This is a genomic window from Paenibacillus sp. J22P165, from assembly GCF_059692015.1.
In genome coordinates this window covers 41,699-58,885 of sequence record NZ_JCAUAP010000003.1, presented here as the reverse complement: position 1 = coordinate 58,885, position 17,187 = coordinate 41,699, and the positions used below count along the sequence as shown (strand labels likewise).

Below are 17,187 nucleotides of genomic sequence, written 5' to 3'. Positions count from 1 at the left end.
ACTGAACATAAGGAGTGCAGAGATATGGATATGGGATTGAAAAATAAGACAGCATTAGTAACGGGGTCTACTAAGGGGATCGGTAAAGCAATTGCCATAGAACTTGCTAGAGAAGGCGTTCATGTTCTCATAAATGGTCGAAGTAACGAAGAGGTTGAGCTCACGGTGAGGGAGATTCAGGCGAAATTTCCGGACACTCGACCTCAGAATGCCGCAGCTGATCTCGTGGATGCTCAGCAAAGAGAAGTTTTGTTTGAGAAGTTCCCACAAGTCGATATTCTGGTCAATAGCATGGGGATCTATGAGATCATGTCATATGAGAATATAGACGATGCCATATGGGAGAAGTACATCCGTACAAATGTGCTTGCTGCAAACAGTCTAACTAAGCTCTATCTGCCTTCCATGTTGAGCGGCGATACTGGACGCATTCTCTTTATCGCGAGTGAGGAAGCCGTAATGCCTTCAGGTCAGATGCCACATTACGCTGTGACCAAATCGATGCTCCTTTCGTTATCCAAGAGTTTGTCGAAGCTGACCAAGGGATCTGGGGTAACGGTGAACACGATCTTGCCTGGACCGACACTTTCTGAGAATGTACAAATGATCATCGAAAGAATTTATCCGAACGAAGAGATGACCTTCGAGGCAAAAGAGAAGGATTTCATGGACAATAACTTACCGCAATCCGAGATTCAGCGGTTCATAAGACCGATGGAGATCGGCCGGTTAGCCGCATTCATCTGCAGTCCTTATGCCTCTGCGTTCAGGGGCTCACCTATCCGAATGGATGGGGGAATGGTACCAACTATATTTTAATTAATTTAACGAGTAAAAAAACAGCCATCAGCTGCGTTTGGAAGTCCATTAAGCTAACGTAAGAATGAGAGCTCAATTATATAGACAAAAGGGCAACCAATTAAAACTGGTTGCCTTTTCTCCGCTTAGTAGTAGTAATAAAAATAAAAAGTAAGTACTAGAAATAGCTGAATAAACATTCTGAAATTTTTTCTATTGCACTTGAAAAAATAAATGTAAGTGCTTCTGAAACATGGTACATCGGGGATCATCCAGCTAATGATATCGTTGGTTCATATTCCGCTGGATTAACCCCAGTCTGGATACGTGGCATTCATCCGTGGCTTGATGGACAAGATGAACCGTCATACCAAATAGATTCATTAAAACAAGTTTTATCATTGATATCGTCTTGAACTGTGTCTTAATTATTGAACTCTAACGGAAAAAATAAAAACCGACAATGTACCCAAATGAATTTCTGCTTCTTGTGCGGCTTTTACACTTACATCTAGCAGTAATTAAAGAATGTCATTCACTTTTTCCTGCGAAAATAATTGGAGGAGAACCTCATCAACATTATAAATATGTTTACACATTGGAATCCCTTGCTGGACTATGTCGTTGGTCCGAGAAGTTCATCCAATTTTTCCTGAATGCTTTCATTTTTTCTACAAATAAATCTTGGAGCTAAGCTGTGCAATGAAATGTGTCTGGTACATATGGTTCTAGAGTAGATTGTTCTAATAGGTTATAGAGATCCTTGGTTTGTTCTGGGCGTGGAGAAAGAAAAAGCCAATGTGGTCAGTTGCAGCTTTTAGAATTTCTTTGTACAAATATCTAGTCTTATTGATTTAATTCTTTACCACACATCATATAAAGAGTATAATCTGTATTCGAACAAATGTTCTTATGAGGGTGTGAGGAAATGAGATTTAGTGTAAATCGAGAGAATGAAAAATTAGCAATAGTTCTTAGTGAAGCTTTTCAAGACCAGAAATTTGTTATTCTAAAGATATATGATGAAAACGGTGACAGGCAAATTACGGGTCTAGTCACTACAATTGATCAAGAATTTAGAAGATTAAAGGTATCTCACGAAGAGGGGATCGATTGGATTCGACTTGATGATCTACTCAGTGCTGAGATTGTAGTAAACTGCAGAGGAAGCTTCAATTAACATTTTCCGTTAAATGAAGCTTTTTGTTATTGTAACGGCAAGGATCTGAGATTAGATTATGCTTTGTAGAAATAAAAACCACGGGCACTTGTTCGGAGCGAAAGGAGCAATCGATCTTGGTTTTAACAATAATAATATTCATCATCGCGGGGCTCGCAGAAATTGGTGGCGGTTATATGGTATGGCTGTGGCTCCGTGAATCCAAACCTCTGTGGTACGGCATGGTAGGAGGTATAATACTCGTCATTTACGGCATTATTCCAACACTACAAAGTTTTCCATCGTTTGGTCGTGTTTACGCGGCATATGGCGGTGTATTTATTGTCATGGCAGTCCTGTGGGGATGGTTCGTAGATAAAAAAACACCTGATATGTACGATTGGATCGGTGCTGCTGTTTGCGTTACCGGTGTCTCCATTATGCTCTGGGCTCCTAGAGGTTAATACTTCGATTGTACTAAGAATAATAGCAACCGCCTTGCGAAAATCGTAAGGCGGTTTTTCTCTTAGTATGAAGTCCCGATGTCAGTTTTTTAGCGGTTTAGCAGGAGGATCGCAAGAATTTGTTAATGAGGTGAAGAAATATCAGGTCTATAGTGGAAATGAGATCATCGTGATTTAAGATCATGTGTTTCATTTTGGGAGGAGGCTTATAAAGATGTGGAAATATGCAATCGAAGATGCAGTGCGCATTACGAAAGAGAATATCGAACGGTTTGGGAATCAATTTCCTCATGTTAGCAATAACACCAGCAGGCAATATGAAGTGAACGATAATAATGAATGGACGAACGGCTTCTGGTCAGGGATGCTGTGGCTCTGCTATGAATATTCGGGAGATAGCGCTTTTCGCGAGGCGGCGGTTCGTACGGTAGATAGTTTTCGTCATCGAATGGAGAATAACATTGCTCTCGATCACCACGATATCGGTTTTCTATATTCGCTGTCTTCAAAAGCACAATGGATCGTGGAGAAGGATGAAGACGCCAAACGTATGACCCTTGAAGCAGCTGATGTTCTAATGAAACGCTGGAGAGAGAATACACAGATTCTGCAGGCGTGGGGTCCTCAGGATGACCCTACGAATGGCGGGCGTATGATCATTGATTGTATGATGAATTTACCTTTATTACATTGGGCCTATCTGCACACAGGTAAAGAACGGTACCATGAAGTCGCATTGAAACATACGGAGATGAGCAGACGATTCCTCATTCGAGGTGATGATTCTTCGTACCATACGTTCTACATGGATCAACATACAGGTGATTCAGAGCGTGGAGGAACGGGGCAAGGTTACCAAGATGGATCAACATGGACAAGGGGGCAAGCCTGGGGTATCTATGGATTTGCGCTAGCCTATCGGTATCTGAAACGTCCTGAATTTTTGGAAACGGCCAAACGGTTAGCCTTATATTTTGCAGCTAGATTGCCTGAGGATAGTGTTGTTTATTGGGACTTTGATGTGCTTCAGCTACCAGAGACCAAGAGAGACAGCTCCGCATCGGCCATTGCAGCAGCAGGCATGCTTGAAATCCTCTCGTTTCTGCAAGAGGGGGATCCTGTCCATGAAATTCTGCTAAATGCAGTACATGAATCAATGAAATCACTGATAGATAACTACGCCACAATTGGTGAGAGTAACGCGCAGGGATTACTGAACCGAGGCTCGTATGCGGTAAGAAGTAATGTTTCGCCAGACGACTATGTCATCTGGGGGGATTATTTCTATTTGGAAGCCTTACTCCGATTGGAAAAAGGCATTTCTGGCTACTGGTATGAGCGATAAAGACAAGGAGGTGTCTGTTGTGAAGAATAGTAACTTGATACCAGAACAATCACCGCTTTTTGCGCCCTGGATGGACCCTTTGACAGGCATTACGAGTTATCTGTTGAAGGAGCATCATGCTCCCTTTCAGCAAGCTTTTTATTTTACCAATTCAAATGTAACCGCTGATGGTACTTATATCTGGTTTTATGCTTCTTACCCACCTTCACCTGGGCAATGTTTAGGCGCCATAGATTTGGTCAAAGGGGAGGTTCGTATTTATCCAGAGACGCGATTTGTTTCGGAATCTCCGTGTATCGATCCAGAAACTGGTGAAGTGTATTGGGCGATGGATGCCAATATATACCGAAGAGGCCCCGAAGCGGAAGATAAGCCACAATTGTTGGGCTATTTTCCCAAATCGACTTTTGGCAGCAGCATCCGCAGAATCACGACACATCTCACACGCTCCGCAGATAGCAAATCGCTGAATCTCGATGTAATTGCAGGAGACACGTGGCATCTGAGTACGATGGATATTGAGACAGGTAAGCTGGATCTGTGGCAATCTTTCTCCGAGTGTTATAAACATGCTAAATTCAGCCCTGTAGATTCGGATATGATCATGATCGCACAAGATCATTGGGAAGATATCAAAACGGGTGAGTCTTTCGGCTACAAGAACCGGATTTGGCTTATTCGCAAAGGTGAGAAGGCACAGCCCCTATTTAAGGATGATGTAGGCAAAAATGTACACAGACATTGCCACGAATGGTGGGCTCATGATGGAAAGGGTGTCTGGTTTGTGGACTATGACCATGGTACGGAATATTACAATTTAACGACTGGTGAGCATGTTAATATATGGCCGAACGGAACCTGTCATTCCCATTCTTCGACAGATGATAAATATCTGACAGGGGATATCGGGACTTATCAGTGGGAAGAGAGCCCTGTTAGAGTCGCTTTTTATAATACGTTAACGAAAAAAGAAATCGCTATTGTAAGTCACATGCCAGCACCACCTGAAGTCACGAAGCGGGGTTTCTTTCATGCGCATCCCCATCCACAATTTGTATTAAATGATACGTACATTGCTTATACAACGACGGTCAGGGGAACTTTGGATTATGCTATGGTACCCGTAGCGGATCTGATTGCAAGAACTTTATAACGGTGCTGCTGGTTCAGCATCAGCTAAGGAAGCCTTTCATACCAACCGGTATGGGAGGTTTTTTTTGTCATTAGGGGCAGAAGTAAGATGAGGGTTAAAAACTACCTAGTTGTGCTGATTTCCCAGTAAAAATCAAGAATTTACAAGCTTATAACAAGGAATTGCAAGATTGTTTTAATGCTTTCAAAACCTGGTGGGGGTAAAGTAAGGGTGCACAGAGATGGCAACTAGAGAAAATAGATAGGAGCGTGAGAACATTTGAAACTTGCTGCTAAATTACCTAAGCATATGCAGGTTAAGCCAGAACGAAGATCGCTTACTAGGCGTATTTGGAGCCCCATTCGTCAGGATCTCTTTTTATACCTTCTGATTTTACCAGGGGTCTTGTACTTTTTGATTTTCAAGTATGTGCCCATGTGGGGGGTGCTGATTTCCTTTCAGAATTATTCTCCTTTCACAGGCTTACTTCATAGTGAATGGGTAGGCCTTGAACACTTTCAGCGTTTCTTCTCTAACGATGATTTCGGAATTCTTTTTAGAAATACAATGGCGATTAACTTACTAAGCTTAATCTTTTTCTTTCCACTACCGATTCTTGTTTCCCTCCTCTTAAATGAGCTAAAGGTGGAATGGTTTAAGAAAACACTTCAATCCATTATATACTTACCTCATTTTCTGTCGTGGGTCATTATAGTCGGGCTTAGTTTTCTCATGCTGTCCAAGGATCAGGGAATTATTAATCAAGTCTTGGTGAGCTTGGGTTACAACAAAGTGGATTTTCTAACGGAGCCGAAATTTTTCTGGGGACTGCTAACACTGCAATCGATATGGAAAGAACTTGGCTGGGGAACGGTTATTTTTCTGGCGGCTATGTCAGGTGTGGATCCTCAACTCTATGAGGCTGCGCGAATGGACGGCGCCGGGCGGTTTCGGCAGATGTGGAATGTGACGCTTCCTGGGATTCGGAATGTCATCATTATTTTATTGATTCTACGAATTGGCCATATCATGGACGTAGGTTTCGAGCAAGTGTACTTGATGATGAATGGTGCAGTAGCGAGTGTTGCGGATGTCTTTGATACTTATGTATATCGCGTAGGCATACAGCAAGGAGATTTTAGCTACAGTACGGCTGTAGGGTTATTCAAATCTGTTGTGGGTTTACTCCTTGTTATTGGGGCGAATCGGCTTGCCAAAAAATTTGGGGAGGAGGGCATCTACTAAATGGTCAGCGATAAAATGTTTCGAATTTTCAATGTTGTGGTGCTTTCCCTCCTAGGTGTATTGTGTTTGTTTCCGTTCTACTATGTGTTTGTCGTCTCGTTCGCGACACCGTCTGAATTCAGGGGGGGAGGGTTAATTTTATTCCCTCATAAATGGACATTGGTATCATATCAGTACATTCTGGCTACCAAAACCTTTATGAAATCGGCTGGCGTCAGCTTATTCTTAGCCATCGTTGGAACGGCAGCGAGCTTGGTAGTAACCTCATCGCTTGCTTATGGGTTATCACGCAAACGATTGAAAGGAAGAAGGGCGATCCTGCTGCTCATTATGCTGACAACCTTATTCAATCCAGGAATTATTCCTGGTTACTTGGTAGTCAAGGAACTTGGCATGATCAACAGTTTATCATCCCTTATTATCCCTGTTCTCACTAGCGGGTGGTATGTGCTGCTCATGAAAGGCTTCTTTGATTCGATCCCACCAAGCTTGGAAGAATCGGCTAAGATTGACGGCTGCAATGATATCAGTGTTTGGTTCCGAATTATTTTACCGCTATCCATGTCTTCACTTGCGGCATTTGGCTTATTTTATGCAGTAGGTTACTGGAATACCTTTTTCACAGCTGTCTTGTATATTAACGATACGGAAAAATGGCCGTTGCAAATATTTTTGCAAAATTTATTGATTGATTCGTCCACCTCACTCGGTGTTGATTCGATTGTTGATCTCAATCTGCAAAATATTCCGCCGGAAACGAAAAAGATGGCAGCCATCGTACTATCAACGCTGCCCATTCTCTTGGTGTACCCATTCCTTCAAAAGCACTTTGCAAAAGGTACCATGGTTGGTTCTGTGAAGGAATGATAACATATGTATATGAAAACAGGGAGGAAAACACATGTCTAGACTAAAAAAATGGTCGCTTCCGCTTACCTTAACGGTTGCTACTGCCTTGGTTGTATCCGGCTGTGGAAGTGAAAGCTCAGCAGGAAGCAGTACGACGCCTGGGGCCTCAACAAGCCCAAAAGGGGATGTAAAGCCCACAGAAATCAGCATCATGTCGATCTACTATCAGAAGGAACCGCCGGCAGCTGACAATCCAGTGATTAAGGAGCTAGAGAAACGGACGAATACCAAGCTGAAGTTCACTTGGGTTACACCGAACAGCTTTACGGATAAGGCGAATGTTACGCTTGCTTCCGGTGATTTGCCCGACTTGATGCTGGTGACTGATATTGGTGGGGCTACCTACCGCAATATGGCTAAGCAAGGGGGATTCTGGGATTTGACAGAGATGATCAAGAGCTATCCAAATCTAATGAAATTCCCGGACATAACCTTCCTCAATAACAAAATTGAAGGCAAGCTCTATGGCGTGCCAAGGGTTAGAGCAACAGATGGAAATGCGCAGCCGCTGATTCGAGCTGATTGGCTTCAAGCTGTTAACATGAAGATGCCGGAAACAACGGATGACTTGTATAATGTTCTGAAAGCGTTTAAGACTAGCGCGCCAGATGGTCAAAAGGACACTATTGGCATGTCAGGTTATGTGAATGCGAATGACATGGGACAATTCGGGTTCATTGAGAATGCATTCACAGGCGTAGGTGGTAAATATAAAGCTGTCAACGGCAAGCTTGAGAATGTGTTGTACCTTCCAGAGATGAAGAAATCGCTAGAGTGGTTTCAGAACGCATATAAGGATGGATTAATTCCACAGGATTTCGCACTATTGAAGCATAATCAGGCGAAGGATTTAGTGTATGCAGGTAAAGCGGGAATTTTCCCAGATAAACCGAATCAAGGTTCACTGAATAACAAGCAAGTGACAGAAATTAATCCAAAGGCTAAACCGGATTTCGTTTGGATGCCGTATCTGACAGGTCCAACGGGTAAATTTGCTTTCAAAGGAAACGGACACTTCGGTGTATTCGTTATACCTAAGAAAGTACCGGAAGATAAAGTGAAGAAGTTGCTAGCCTTCCTTGATTATGGAGCAACGGATGACGGCTATGAGCTCACTAATTACGGGATTAAGGATGTACATTTCACGAAGCAAGATACTAATTACGTCTTGACGGATACAGCTAAAAATGATCCAAGCTTTCAATTTTTGCAAAATATTTTCTCGAAATATGATAAATACGCAAATGTATCCACCGTTGGTTTAACACCTGAACAGACCGCTCGGGATAAGAAGCTTATTGATCAAGCTGCAGAGGTGAGCATTCCGAATCCAACAGATGGTCTTGTTTCCGAAACAGCGACCAAAATGGGCAGCGACTACGATAAGAAAATTCAAGATATGAAAACCAAGGTCATCATGGGTAAATCCTCTATGGCAGATTGGGACAAATTTGTAAACGAGTTGAAGGCAGATACGAATTATCAAAAGATACTAGATGAATACAACGCAGAGTATCAAAAAAGAACAGGAGCTAAGTAATCGGCATAATGCCATGATATAAAGATTACCCTCATCGGTCTGCCCCTGACTAATGAGGGTAATTTCCTTTTAAGGGAAGGCTGAGTATAATGGGTGCTATGGGGGGATTAGAGTGAAAGGCATACGTTCAGTCTTCAAAATTAAGCAAAACTGGCTTCTAAAAGGTAACTATTTTCGAAAAAGTCTCATCTTGGTTTTACTAATTACGAGTATTCCATCTGCTTTAATAGCATTAAGTAATTATATAATTGGTACCGGACAAATCGAGAAGGAAGTATTTAAGCAGCATAAGCTTAAAATTGAACAGTTTTCCAATTCGTTGAGCGAGCAATTTAATCAGATTGAACTGGTGATGAGCCGATGGTCGACCAATTCTATGTTTGGTGATCAGCTTGAAAAATTGGTTTTTATTAACCAAATTCCGCAAACACAGGATTTAATGCAGGCTTTGCTCGTTGTTGGCGGATCTAATTCCTTGATTGATGACGCCCAATTATTTCTGGCACGACAGAAAGCTGTGCTTGGTTGGGACGGAATTCATTATGTAGAAGAGGGACAGCTGCACCGCTATCAGACCATCATGCAGAATCCGAAAGGAATCGTTTGGGAATATGGTATGCCCGATTTCTCAGCAAGAAACAGCACTCACAAGGCATCTATTATACTAAAGCTTCCTTGGCAGTCACCGGAACCATTTGGCGCTTTCGTGCTTCATTTAAGCGAAACCGCTTTGGCAGAAACGATGAATCATTTTGTGACAGATGGGCAAGGCACTGCGCTTCTCATGCGTCCTTCCGGGGATTGGGTGGTCGAACCGGATGAACGCAAGATGAACTTTCAAGATAAGGTCAGAGCTCAAATTTTAGAGCGGGTCGGGCAAGATGCGGCTTCTTTTCAAATAAAATGGCAAGGCGGCACCTATGTTGTTTCTTCGGGGCAAGTCGCAGCTACGGGTTGGATTTTCGCAACAGCCAGTCCCTTGACAGAACTTACGAAACCCGTGGTGCTAACGTCCAAATTGATTCTTGGAGCAGGAGTCCTGGGGATTCTTGCTTCTTTGATACTAGCCTGGTATGCCTCCAATCGGTTATATCGGCCAATCAAGCGATTGGTTTCTGTATTCCAAGCCAATCGGCATGATGTGGATACGAATGTGAAGCATGAGATGGAATTCATCGAGGAATCTTGGGCGTATTTAACGGAAGAAAGTCAGACACTTCAACATAAGCTGACGGAATCGCTTCCACTATTAAGGGAGAGTTTCCTACTTCAGCTTGTCCAGGGGCATCTCTATGCACTGCGGGAAAGTGAATTAAAGATGCGTATGCAGCAATTGGGTTGGCAGGCAGATGATCGAATCTTCTCGCTGCTGTTTATCCGACTTTCAGGGTTAGGCGGGGAATCGGGCCGTTTCCAGGAAAATGATACACAGCTCATTACCTTTGCGGCAGCAAATATCATTGAAGAAATATCAGGGGGATTGGCTTACCCATCGTATACAATTAATTTCCAAGATCTCTCGGTTGGACTATTGAGTTTCTATCCCCAGGAGCGATCCCACCAAGATATTCGCAATGAGCTATTTGGGCTATCTAAGGAACTTATGGCTATGTTGCACAAAGTATTAGGGATGAATGTTACGGTAATCGTCGGAAAGCTGGTTCATCAAGCTAGTAGTATTCCTGGCATTCTGGAAGGAGCTAGAGGGGCTGCACGATTCAGAGATCCTCAAGAAGATAGGCAAATTATCGATATGGAGGAAGTGACTTCCGCGCAATTGCCCCAAACCTTTTACCCCTTCTCGGAGGAAAAAGAACTGCTTCAAGTGATGAGGCTCGGCATGGAAGAGGAAGCGTATAGCCGACTAGATGCTTTTTTGGAGGAACTGGCGCATAAAGCAGACAGAGAAATGATGATTCAGCAGTCCATCTTTCAACTGGTAGCTAGTATGCGACATATGTTCATAGAAACGGGTTTTCTTCAACATCCTGTATTTACGGAAGCTAATCTGTTGGAAGAACTATTCATGCAGAGAGAACCTTCCGTTCTGAAGAAATGGATTAAGCTCAAAATCATAGCGCCCTATTTGGAAGAGTTTCATACTCAGCAAAATGGTAGAGCTAAGCAACTCATCGGACAAGTTATTGCCTTATTGAACGAGCAATACATGAAAGATTTATCTTTGGATGAATGTGCACAAATTTTCGCGACCAATCCTTTTTCGCTAAGTCGTTCTTTTAAACAAATCACAGGTATTAATTATGTTGATTACATAGCCAAGCTGCGGATAGATAAGGCGAAAGAGCTTCTCAGTACGACGTATCTAAAAGTAAGTGACATTGCGGAACGAGTCGGCTATCAGCACTCGTATTTTAATAAAATTTTCAAAGGCAGCGAAGGCATTACGCCTACGCAATATCGGGAAAAGTTCAAAAAATAATGAACAAATGGGAGGCTATTGTACCATGCTTCGATTATTTCAAACCCATCAGATTCGTCCAGTCACTGACTTGGAGGGAACCTGGGATTTTGCCACTGTGGATGCGGACATACATACTGTGGAGAAATACCCTTACAAACTGGCTGTTCCTGGTTGTTGGGAGATGCATCCCGATCTTCTAACTTACCGCGGTCGCGGTGTGTACCGGAAGAAGATTCGAATCGAGCGTCCAACTTCGCTGCGCTTGGAATTCAAAGGGGTTAGTCATACAGCAAAGGTCTATTTCGATGGTCATTTAATTGCTGAGCATTACAATGCTTACACAGCTTTCACTGCCAAAGTGGGGCATGTGTCTCCTGGCGAGCATGAGCTGACAGTATGGGTCGACAATTCATTCGGTGAGCATTCTGCCCTGCATATTCCAAATGACTATTATACGTATGGGGGAATAATTAGGCCCGTAGCGCTCGAAGAAATCGGTGATATCTATATCGAAAATATACGGCTAACGCCAATCCTTGCAGGAAATGATTGGCAAGGAGAAGTGCGCGCTACCCTCTGCAATGATTCTAACCATAGGCAGTCCATTGAATTGCGAGGAAAGTTGGCAGACAATCTTATTTCATTTGGCAGCATCGAACTGAAGCCTAATGAGACTAAGGTTGTTACTCAGACATTTCGTTTCCAGGATGTCCAGCCATGGTCAGCTAGCTCGCCTAAGCTTTATGAATTGCGGATGGAGCTATATCTGAATGGAACTGATCAGCCGATTGATGATCTCATAGAACGAGTTGGTTTCCGTGTTATCGAAACCGAAGATGGCTTCGTACGCGTAAATGGGGAAGCCATCGTCATGAAGGGCTTTAATCGGCATGAGGATCATCCATTGGTCGGCGCAGCTTTTCCGTTAGCGCTCATGGTTCAGGATCTCGATCTCATGCAGGATATGGGTGCAAATGCGGTACGTACAAGCCATTACCCGAATGATGAACGCTTTCTGGATCTTTGCGACGAGAGAGGCATTTATGTGTGGGAAGAGAATCATGCACGGGGTCTCAGCTTAGTGCAGATGCAGAATCCTCATTTTATCAAGCAATGTGAGGATGTTAACCGAGAAATGGTGGAGCAGCATGCGAATCACCCCTCTATTATTATCTGGGCTATACTGAATGAGTGTGCGAGTGATACAGTAGAGGGACGAGTACATTATAAGCGGCAATTGGAGCAGATTCGTTCCATGGATCAGAGTCGTCCATTGACCTTTGCATCCCACCATCGCGATCGAGAACTCTGTTTTGATTTGGCTGATATTGTTTCCTTCAATTTATATCCACTCTGGTATGGTAATGAAAATCCAGGCGAGCTCTGCGATGCAGCTAGAGGATGGGCGGATGCCGCTGGTGGCTTAGGAAAGCCTATGATCATGAGTGAATTTGGAGGGGATGGCTTCTACGGCCACCGCAGTCCAGCGAAAGTGAAAGGTTCGGAGGAGCGGCAAGCGGATATTATTGAGCAAAATCTAGCAGCATATACGTCCCGTCCGTATCTCTCGGGCATGTTTATCTGGCAATTTTGTGATTGCAGGGTAGTAGAAGCACTAGGTTGGCTAATGACGAGGTCAGGCACCAAGAACAGCAAAGGCATTGTGGACGAATATCGTCGTCCTAAGCTAGCGTACTCCATTGTGCAAAAATATTATAAGAACAAGTGAGGTAGACGATGTTACGAATCGGGCTTATCGGTACGGGTGGGTTCAGTAAGATGCACACGGGAATTCTATCTGGGATGAATGACGTGCAGGTGGTGGCGGTATGCGGGACGAGTCTAACAAAGACAGAAGCATTTGCAGCGGCATATGGAATTCCATCCAGCTATGAAAGCTTAGATAAAATGTTGGATGGAGAACGCTTGGATGCCGTATACATCTTAGTACCACCTATGTCACATGGCGAATATGAAATGAAGCTCATTGAGAGAGGTATTCCTTTCTTTGTTGAAAAACCGCTAGGTCTGAATACAGACCAGCCAGAGCAGATTCGAAATGAGATAAGGAAAAAATCATTGATTACATCCGTAGGTTATCATTTCCGTTATACAGATACCGTAATTCTAATGAAACAACTGTTGAAAGAGCAGTCCATCGGTATGTTGACTGGTTATTGGATGGGGAGTATGCCACAGGTTGCCTGGTGGCGAGACCAAAGTAGATCAGGTGGTCAATTTATTGAACAAAGTACACATTTGGTTGATATTATGCGTTATTGCGTAGGGGAAATTGATGAAATCTACGCGATGTATAGCCATCAAGTGATGCATAAGCAATTTGAAGGTGTTACAGTGCCTGACGTGGGGACGGTTACTCTTAAATTTAAGAGCGGAGTCATTGCGAATATTTCGAATACATGCGTACTGCCTAATGGTGTTGGGAAGACGGGGATTACCTGCTTCACGCAACAAGGTATACTGGAGTGGGATTCGGAAAAATTGACAAGGATTGAAGCGCATGAAACCACGATTAAGAGCAAAAAGGTTAACCCTTATCTAGCAGAGAATGAAGCCTTTATTTATGCGCTGAAAACGGGTGATACGGGACTTATTCTTTCGGACTACGAGGATGCCTTCAAGACACAGCAGGTGACGGTTGCTGCTTTGGAGTCGGCAAAATCGGGATTGCCAATTCGCTTAACATGAAAACAGCTGACCCTTTTGTTAGTAACAAGGGTCAGCTGTTTTTTAATTTTACAACCTTATGGCCATTTGTGTTCCAGCAGCTTCAGGTGTAAGCACGATACCAATGGAAGAATCGGTCCAAGAAGCACCTTCTACTGTAGTGAGTTGATGTATGCCTCTTAGCACGATAGTGTAAGGTTTTGATGATTCACCTTGAATGGCAATGTGAATGAGATCCTCATGTCGAGTAGCTTGAACACTTAACTGTAATTTCGTGTGAGTATCATATACCTGTGATTCCGCAGCAGCGCCATCCTCTAACTCAAATAAATGAAGTGAAACACCGTCTACATAATCATAATCGGGCTTTTGATCATTAGCTCCAATGGCCAGCAGCGTATTGGGTTTAACCAACAAGGGAATGGACAGGTAGCCATGTGTTTCTTGGTACCATTTACCGCCTTCAACGACACGCTCACTGAAGAAATCACTCCACCGTCCTTCAGGAACATAGTACTGAACATACCCTTGTTCATTAAAGATAGGGGCAACGAGTAAACTGTCACCGAGCATGTATTGCGTATCCAAGTGATGCGTAGTCGGATCCGCAGGGAAATCCAATACCATGGCTCGCATCATGGGAATCCCGATTTCTGTCGACTGTATGGCACTTCCAAACAGATAGGGCATTAAAGTGCTTTTTAGCTTTGTAAAATAGCGGAGCACATCTACTGCCTCTTCATCAAACAGCCATGGTACACGATAGGATTCATTACCGTGGAGGCGACTATGAGAAGATAATAGACCAAAGGCTACCCAGCGTTTGTAGATATCTGGCGGTGCAGTTTTCTCAAAGCCACTAATATCATGGCTCCAGAAACCGAAGCCGGATAAGCCCAGGGAAAGTCCACCGCGAAGTGATTCCGCCATGGAGTCGTAATTGGCAGAGCAGTCACCGCCCCAATGAACTGGAAATTGTTGTCCTCCTGCTGTAGCGGAGCGGGCAAATAACATCGCTTCGTTCTTACCTAGCTTTTCCTCTAACACTTCAAATACGGCTTTATTGTAAAGGAATGTGTAGTAGTTATGCATTTTATACGGATCGGAACCATCATAATATTTGACATCTGTTGGGATCCGCTCGCCAAAATCTGTTTTGAAGCAATCCACTCCCATATCTACAAGCCGTCTTAAATGACTCTTGTACCATTCTGTCGCATCTGGATTTGTAAAATCGACGAGACCCATACCTGCTTGCCAAAGATCCCATTGCCAAACGTGATCATCCAGCGTTTTAACCAAATAACCCTTCTCCATACCTTCTTTAAAAAGCGGTGACTTCTGACCGATGTACGAATTAATCCAAACACAAATTTTAAGTCCCTTGTCTTTCAGCCGTTTGAGCATGCCAACTGGATCTGGGAACATATCTGCATCCCACTCAAAGTTGGTCCATTGATATTCTTTCATCCAAAAACAATCAAAATGGAAGACATGTAACGGAAGGTCACGCTCGAACATACCGTTAATAAAACTATTGACTGTTGCTTCGTCATAATCCGTTGTGAAAGAGGTCGTTAGCCATAGTCCGAAGGACCACGCGGGTGGCAGCGCAGGTTTACCGGTAAGCTTCGTGTAATTATTCAAAACATCTTTAAGCGTCCTACCGCCTATGATGAAATACTCCAGTGTTTCACCAGGTACGCTGAACTGGACTTTAGATACAACTTCAGAGCCGACTTCGAACGAGACATGCTCAGGATGGTTAACGAACACACCATACCCTTTGCTGGATAAGTAGAAGGGAACATTTTTGTAGGATTGCTCCGAACTCGTGCCGCCATCTTCGTTCCAAATATCTATGGTTTGTCCGTTCTTCACGAGATTCGTAAAGCGCTCGCCAAGTCCGTAGATATGCTCACCAATGCCTAATTCAAGCTGTTCACGAACAAATACTTCTTTGTTATCTGTTGTAATATGACCTGCACCTTTGCTGTTAGTGCCTGTTAGCCGACGATCTTCAAAAAAGAATTCAGTCCCCCATGCACTATGGTTGTTAACTTTCACGCTTAGGTTACCAGATGATAAAGTCACATGGTCGCTGCTATTTTGGATAGAAAGAGGCGTATGTGGATTGGCAAAGAGTGTAAAGGCAGGTCCTGTCGAAACCCTCCCAGCATGATGAGTCCAGCTTACCCGAATAATATCAGGCAGGGGAGAACTCAATTCACAGGTTAACATCGCACCATTTAGCGTATCTCCTTTTCGCTGGATTTTTCGTGTGGCTGTATAGACAGTCAGCTTATCTTCATCTTGATGAATATCGCGAACATCGATCGGATTTTGAACGTTATATCCTTCCTTTGCCATCCAATAACCATTTGAAAATTTCATTGCCAACATCCTCTCAACATTTATAATATAAGTATATTGATATGAATAATTGTTTTCTTTCGTTATTTTATTAATAAATATCAGTATTTTGACATTTTATTCAAAGTTGTTCATTAAGGAGAAGACCGTCATGCAGCATGCTAATTTAAAAGAAGACCGCATACACGGTGATCCGCTGTACCCAATACGCGTGTACGAAATCTGCTGCCAACCAGGAGAAGAACTCCTTGAGCTCCATTGGCATGATGAGTTAGAGTTTCTTATGGTAACCAAAGGCAAAGCGGTATTCCGTGTTTCAATGGATGACTATGCCTTGGAAACCGGCGAAGCGATTTTTGTAAATACAGAAGAGCTGCATTCCGGTCAAATTGTGGCTGATGAGCCTTGTTCCTTCACGGCTGTGGTGTTTCACGCGGATGTCCTAGGAGGCGGGCAATTCGACATTGTCCGTGAGAAATATATAATCCCATTGCTTCACCAGAATTTTGCTATTCCTGTTCACATCACTCGGTGTACCGAAGGGGAACGGGAACTGTTGGCGTTGTTACTTCAGGTGTTTCAGTTAAATGTGAGCGAAGACCCCTTGTATGAATTGTCGACAAAAGGATTACTGCAAATGATCATTTCAAAGCTTATCCTGCTAGGGGGACCAGCCTTTCGTGAACTTCCGTTATCGGTTAATCCTACGCACATAGATCGATTAAAAATAATCATTGCACATATGCAAGAGAATTTTAGTCTTCCTATTCGTTTGGAGGAGTTAGCAGCGTTAGTCTCATTTAGTGAGTCCTATTTCTGCCGATATTTCAAGAGCTTCACAGGAAAAAGTCCACTGGAGTACTTAAATTATCTGCGCGTGCAACGAGCGGCAATTCAACTCCGGGATACCGATCGTAAAATTACAGAGATTTCGTTGGATGTCGGATTCAATACCTTAAGTTATTTTATTGGTGTATTTAAAAAGCATTTTGGTCAGACTCCTTCTGAATATAGGAAAAAGGATAGAAAAGAGGAGAAGGAATCCACTAGAAAAGTATCCCTTTGATACATACTCATTAGCAACGTTCTTGATCTGGAGGTTAGGTTCCTCA

14 protein-coding genes are annotated in these 17,187 nt (G+C 43.2%); 13 read left to right on the top strand and 1 reads right to left on the bottom strand.

From position 1 onward, the window contains the following. Positions 1 to 24 precede the first annotated feature (24 nt). The 12 genes from AC58QM_RS07990 (at position 25) to AC58QM_RS07935 (ending at position 13,723) form a co-directional block, all read left to right on the top strand. Complete coding sequence (locus AC58QM_RS07990) at positions 25 to 819, top strand: SDR family NAD(P)-dependent oxidoreductase (RefSeq protein ID WP_497282875.1); 795 nt, start codon at positions 25 to 27, stop codon at positions 817 to 819. Positions 820 to 986: 167 nt separating this feature from the next. After that, the gene (locus AC58QM_RS07985; RefSeq protein WP_497283614.1) at positions 987 to 1,214 is read left to right on the top strand and encodes an HAD family hydrolase; all 228 of its coding nucleotides are present in this window, start codon (positions 987 to 989) and stop codon (positions 1,212 to 1,214) included. Positions 1,215 to 1,726: 512 nt separating this feature from the next. Next, the gene (locus AC58QM_RS07980) at positions 1,727 to 1,978 is read left to right on the top strand and encodes a YolD-like family protein (protein WP_497282873.1); all 252 of its coding nucleotides are present in this window, start codon (positions 1,727 to 1,729) and stop codon (positions 1,976 to 1,978) included. A 116-nt stretch (positions 1,979 to 2,094) separates the two neighbouring features. Beyond that, positions 2,095 to 2,421, top strand: a complete 327-nt coding sequence (locus tag AC58QM_RS07975; protein WP_497282871.1) for a YnfA family protein — start codon at positions 2,095 to 2,097, stop codon at positions 2,419 to 2,421. 214 nt (positions 2,422 to 2,635) lie between these two features. Beyond that, positions 2,636 to 3,766 (top strand): glycoside hydrolase family 88 protein, encoded by a 1,131-nt coding sequence (locus AC58QM_RS07970; protein ID WP_497282869.1) that lies wholly within the window; start codon positions 2,636 to 2,638, stop codon positions 3,764 to 3,766. Between the two features lie 19 nt (positions 3,767 to 3,785). Then, a complete protein-coding gene (locus AC58QM_RS07965; RefSeq protein WP_497282867.1) occupies positions 3,786 to 4,919 on the top strand; it encodes a hypothetical protein in 1,134 nt (377 codons plus the stop codon). A 288-nt stretch (positions 4,920 to 5,207) separates the two neighbouring features. After that, positions 5,208 to 6,143, top strand: coding sequence for an ABC transporter permease (locus tag AC58QM_RS07960; protein ID WP_497283613.1), 936 nt, complete (start codon positions 5,208 to 5,210; stop codon positions 6,141 to 6,143). Continuing rightward, positions 6,144 to 7,010 (top strand): carbohydrate ABC transporter permease, encoded by an 867-nt coding sequence (locus tag AC58QM_RS07955; protein WP_497282865.1) that lies wholly within the window; start codon positions 6,144 to 6,146, stop codon positions 7,008 to 7,010. A gap of 34 nt (positions 7,011 to 7,044) precedes the next feature. After that, positions 7,045 to 8,592, top strand: coding sequence for an extracellular solute-binding protein (locus AC58QM_RS07950; protein ID WP_497282863.1), 1,548 nt, complete (start codon positions 7,045 to 7,047; stop codon positions 8,590 to 8,592). Positions 8,593 to 8,704: 112 nt separating this feature from the next. Beyond that, positions 8,705 to 11,032 (top strand): AraC family transcriptional regulator, encoded by a 2,328-nt coding sequence (locus AC58QM_RS07945; RefSeq protein WP_497282861.1) that lies wholly within the window; start codon positions 8,705 to 8,707, stop codon positions 11,030 to 11,032. 25 nt (positions 11,033 to 11,057) lie between these two features. Continuing rightward, positions 11,058 to 12,743: a glycoside hydrolase family 2 protein gene (locus AC58QM_RS07940; RefSeq protein ID WP_497282860.1), complete on the top strand. Its 1,686-nt coding sequence runs from the start codon at positions 11,058 to 11,060 to the stop codon at positions 12,741 to 12,743. An 8-nt stretch (positions 12,744 to 12,751) separates the two neighbouring features. After that, positions 12,752 to 13,723, top strand: a complete 972-nt coding sequence (locus AC58QM_RS07935; protein WP_497282858.1) for a Gfo/Idh/MocA family protein — start codon at positions 12,752 to 12,754, stop codon at positions 13,721 to 13,723. A 48-nt stretch (positions 13,724 to 13,771) separates the two neighbouring features. Here the strand turns inward: AC58QM_RS07935 and yicI are convergent, their stop codons facing one another. Further along, positions 13,772 to 16,096: an alpha-xylosidase gene (gene yicI, locus AC58QM_RS07930; RefSeq protein WP_497282857.1), complete on the bottom strand. Its 2,325-nt coding sequence runs from the start codon at positions 16,094 to 16,096 to the stop codon at positions 13,772 to 13,774. Between the two features lie 130 nt (positions 16,097 to 16,226). On the opposite strand from yicI, the gene AC58QM_RS07925 reads away from it, so the two are divergent. Continuing rightward, positions 16,227 to 17,141 carry an AraC family transcriptional regulator gene (locus AC58QM_RS07925; RefSeq protein ID WP_497282855.1) on the top strand — a complete coding sequence of 305 codons (915 nt, stop codon included), beginning with the start codon at positions 16,227 to 16,229 and terminating at the stop codon, positions 17,139 to 17,141. Positions 17,142 to 17,187: the final 46 nt, after the last annotated feature.

Excerpts from the sequence above, each read along its gene's own strand:
- AC58QM_RS07960 (WP_497283613.1), top strand. The coding sequence starts at position 5,208 with ATGCAGGTTAAGCCAGAACGAAGATCGCTTACTAGGCGTATTTGGAGC.
- AC58QM_RS07970 (WP_497282869.1), top strand. The coding sequence starts at position 2,636 with ATGTGGAAATATGCAATCGAAGATGCAGTGCGCATTACGAAAGAGAAT.
- AC58QM_RS07955 (WP_497282865.1), top strand. The coding sequence starts at position 6,144 with ATGGTCAGCGATAAAATGTTTCGAATTTTCAATGTTGTGGTGCTTTCC.
- AC58QM_RS07980 (WP_497282873.1), top strand. The coding sequence starts at position 1,727 with ATGAGATTTAGTGTAAATCGAGAGAATGAAAAATTAGCAATAGTTCTT.
- AC58QM_RS07940 (WP_497282860.1), top strand. The coding sequence starts at position 11,058 with ATGCTTCGATTATTTCAAACCCATCAGATTCGTCCAGTCACTGACTTG.
- AC58QM_RS07925 (WP_497282855.1), top strand. The coding sequence starts at position 16,227 with ATGCAGCATGCTAATTTAAAAGAAGACCGCATACACGGTGATCCGCTG.
- AC58QM_RS07950 (WP_497282863.1), top strand. The coding sequence starts at position 7,045 with ATGTCTAGACTAAAAAAATGGTCGCTTCCGCTTACCTTAACGGTTGCT.
- yicI (WP_497282857.1), bottom strand. The coding sequence starts at position 16,096 with ATGAAATTTTCAAATGGTTATTGGATGGCAAAGGAAGGATATAACGTT.
- AC58QM_RS07990 (WP_497282875.1), top strand. The coding sequence starts at position 25 with ATGGATATGGGATTGAAAAATAAGACAGCATTAGTAACGGGGTCTACT.
- AC58QM_RS07935 (WP_497282858.1), top strand. The coding sequence starts at position 12,752 with ATGTTACGAATCGGGCTTATCGGTACGGGTGGGTTCAGTAAGATGCAC.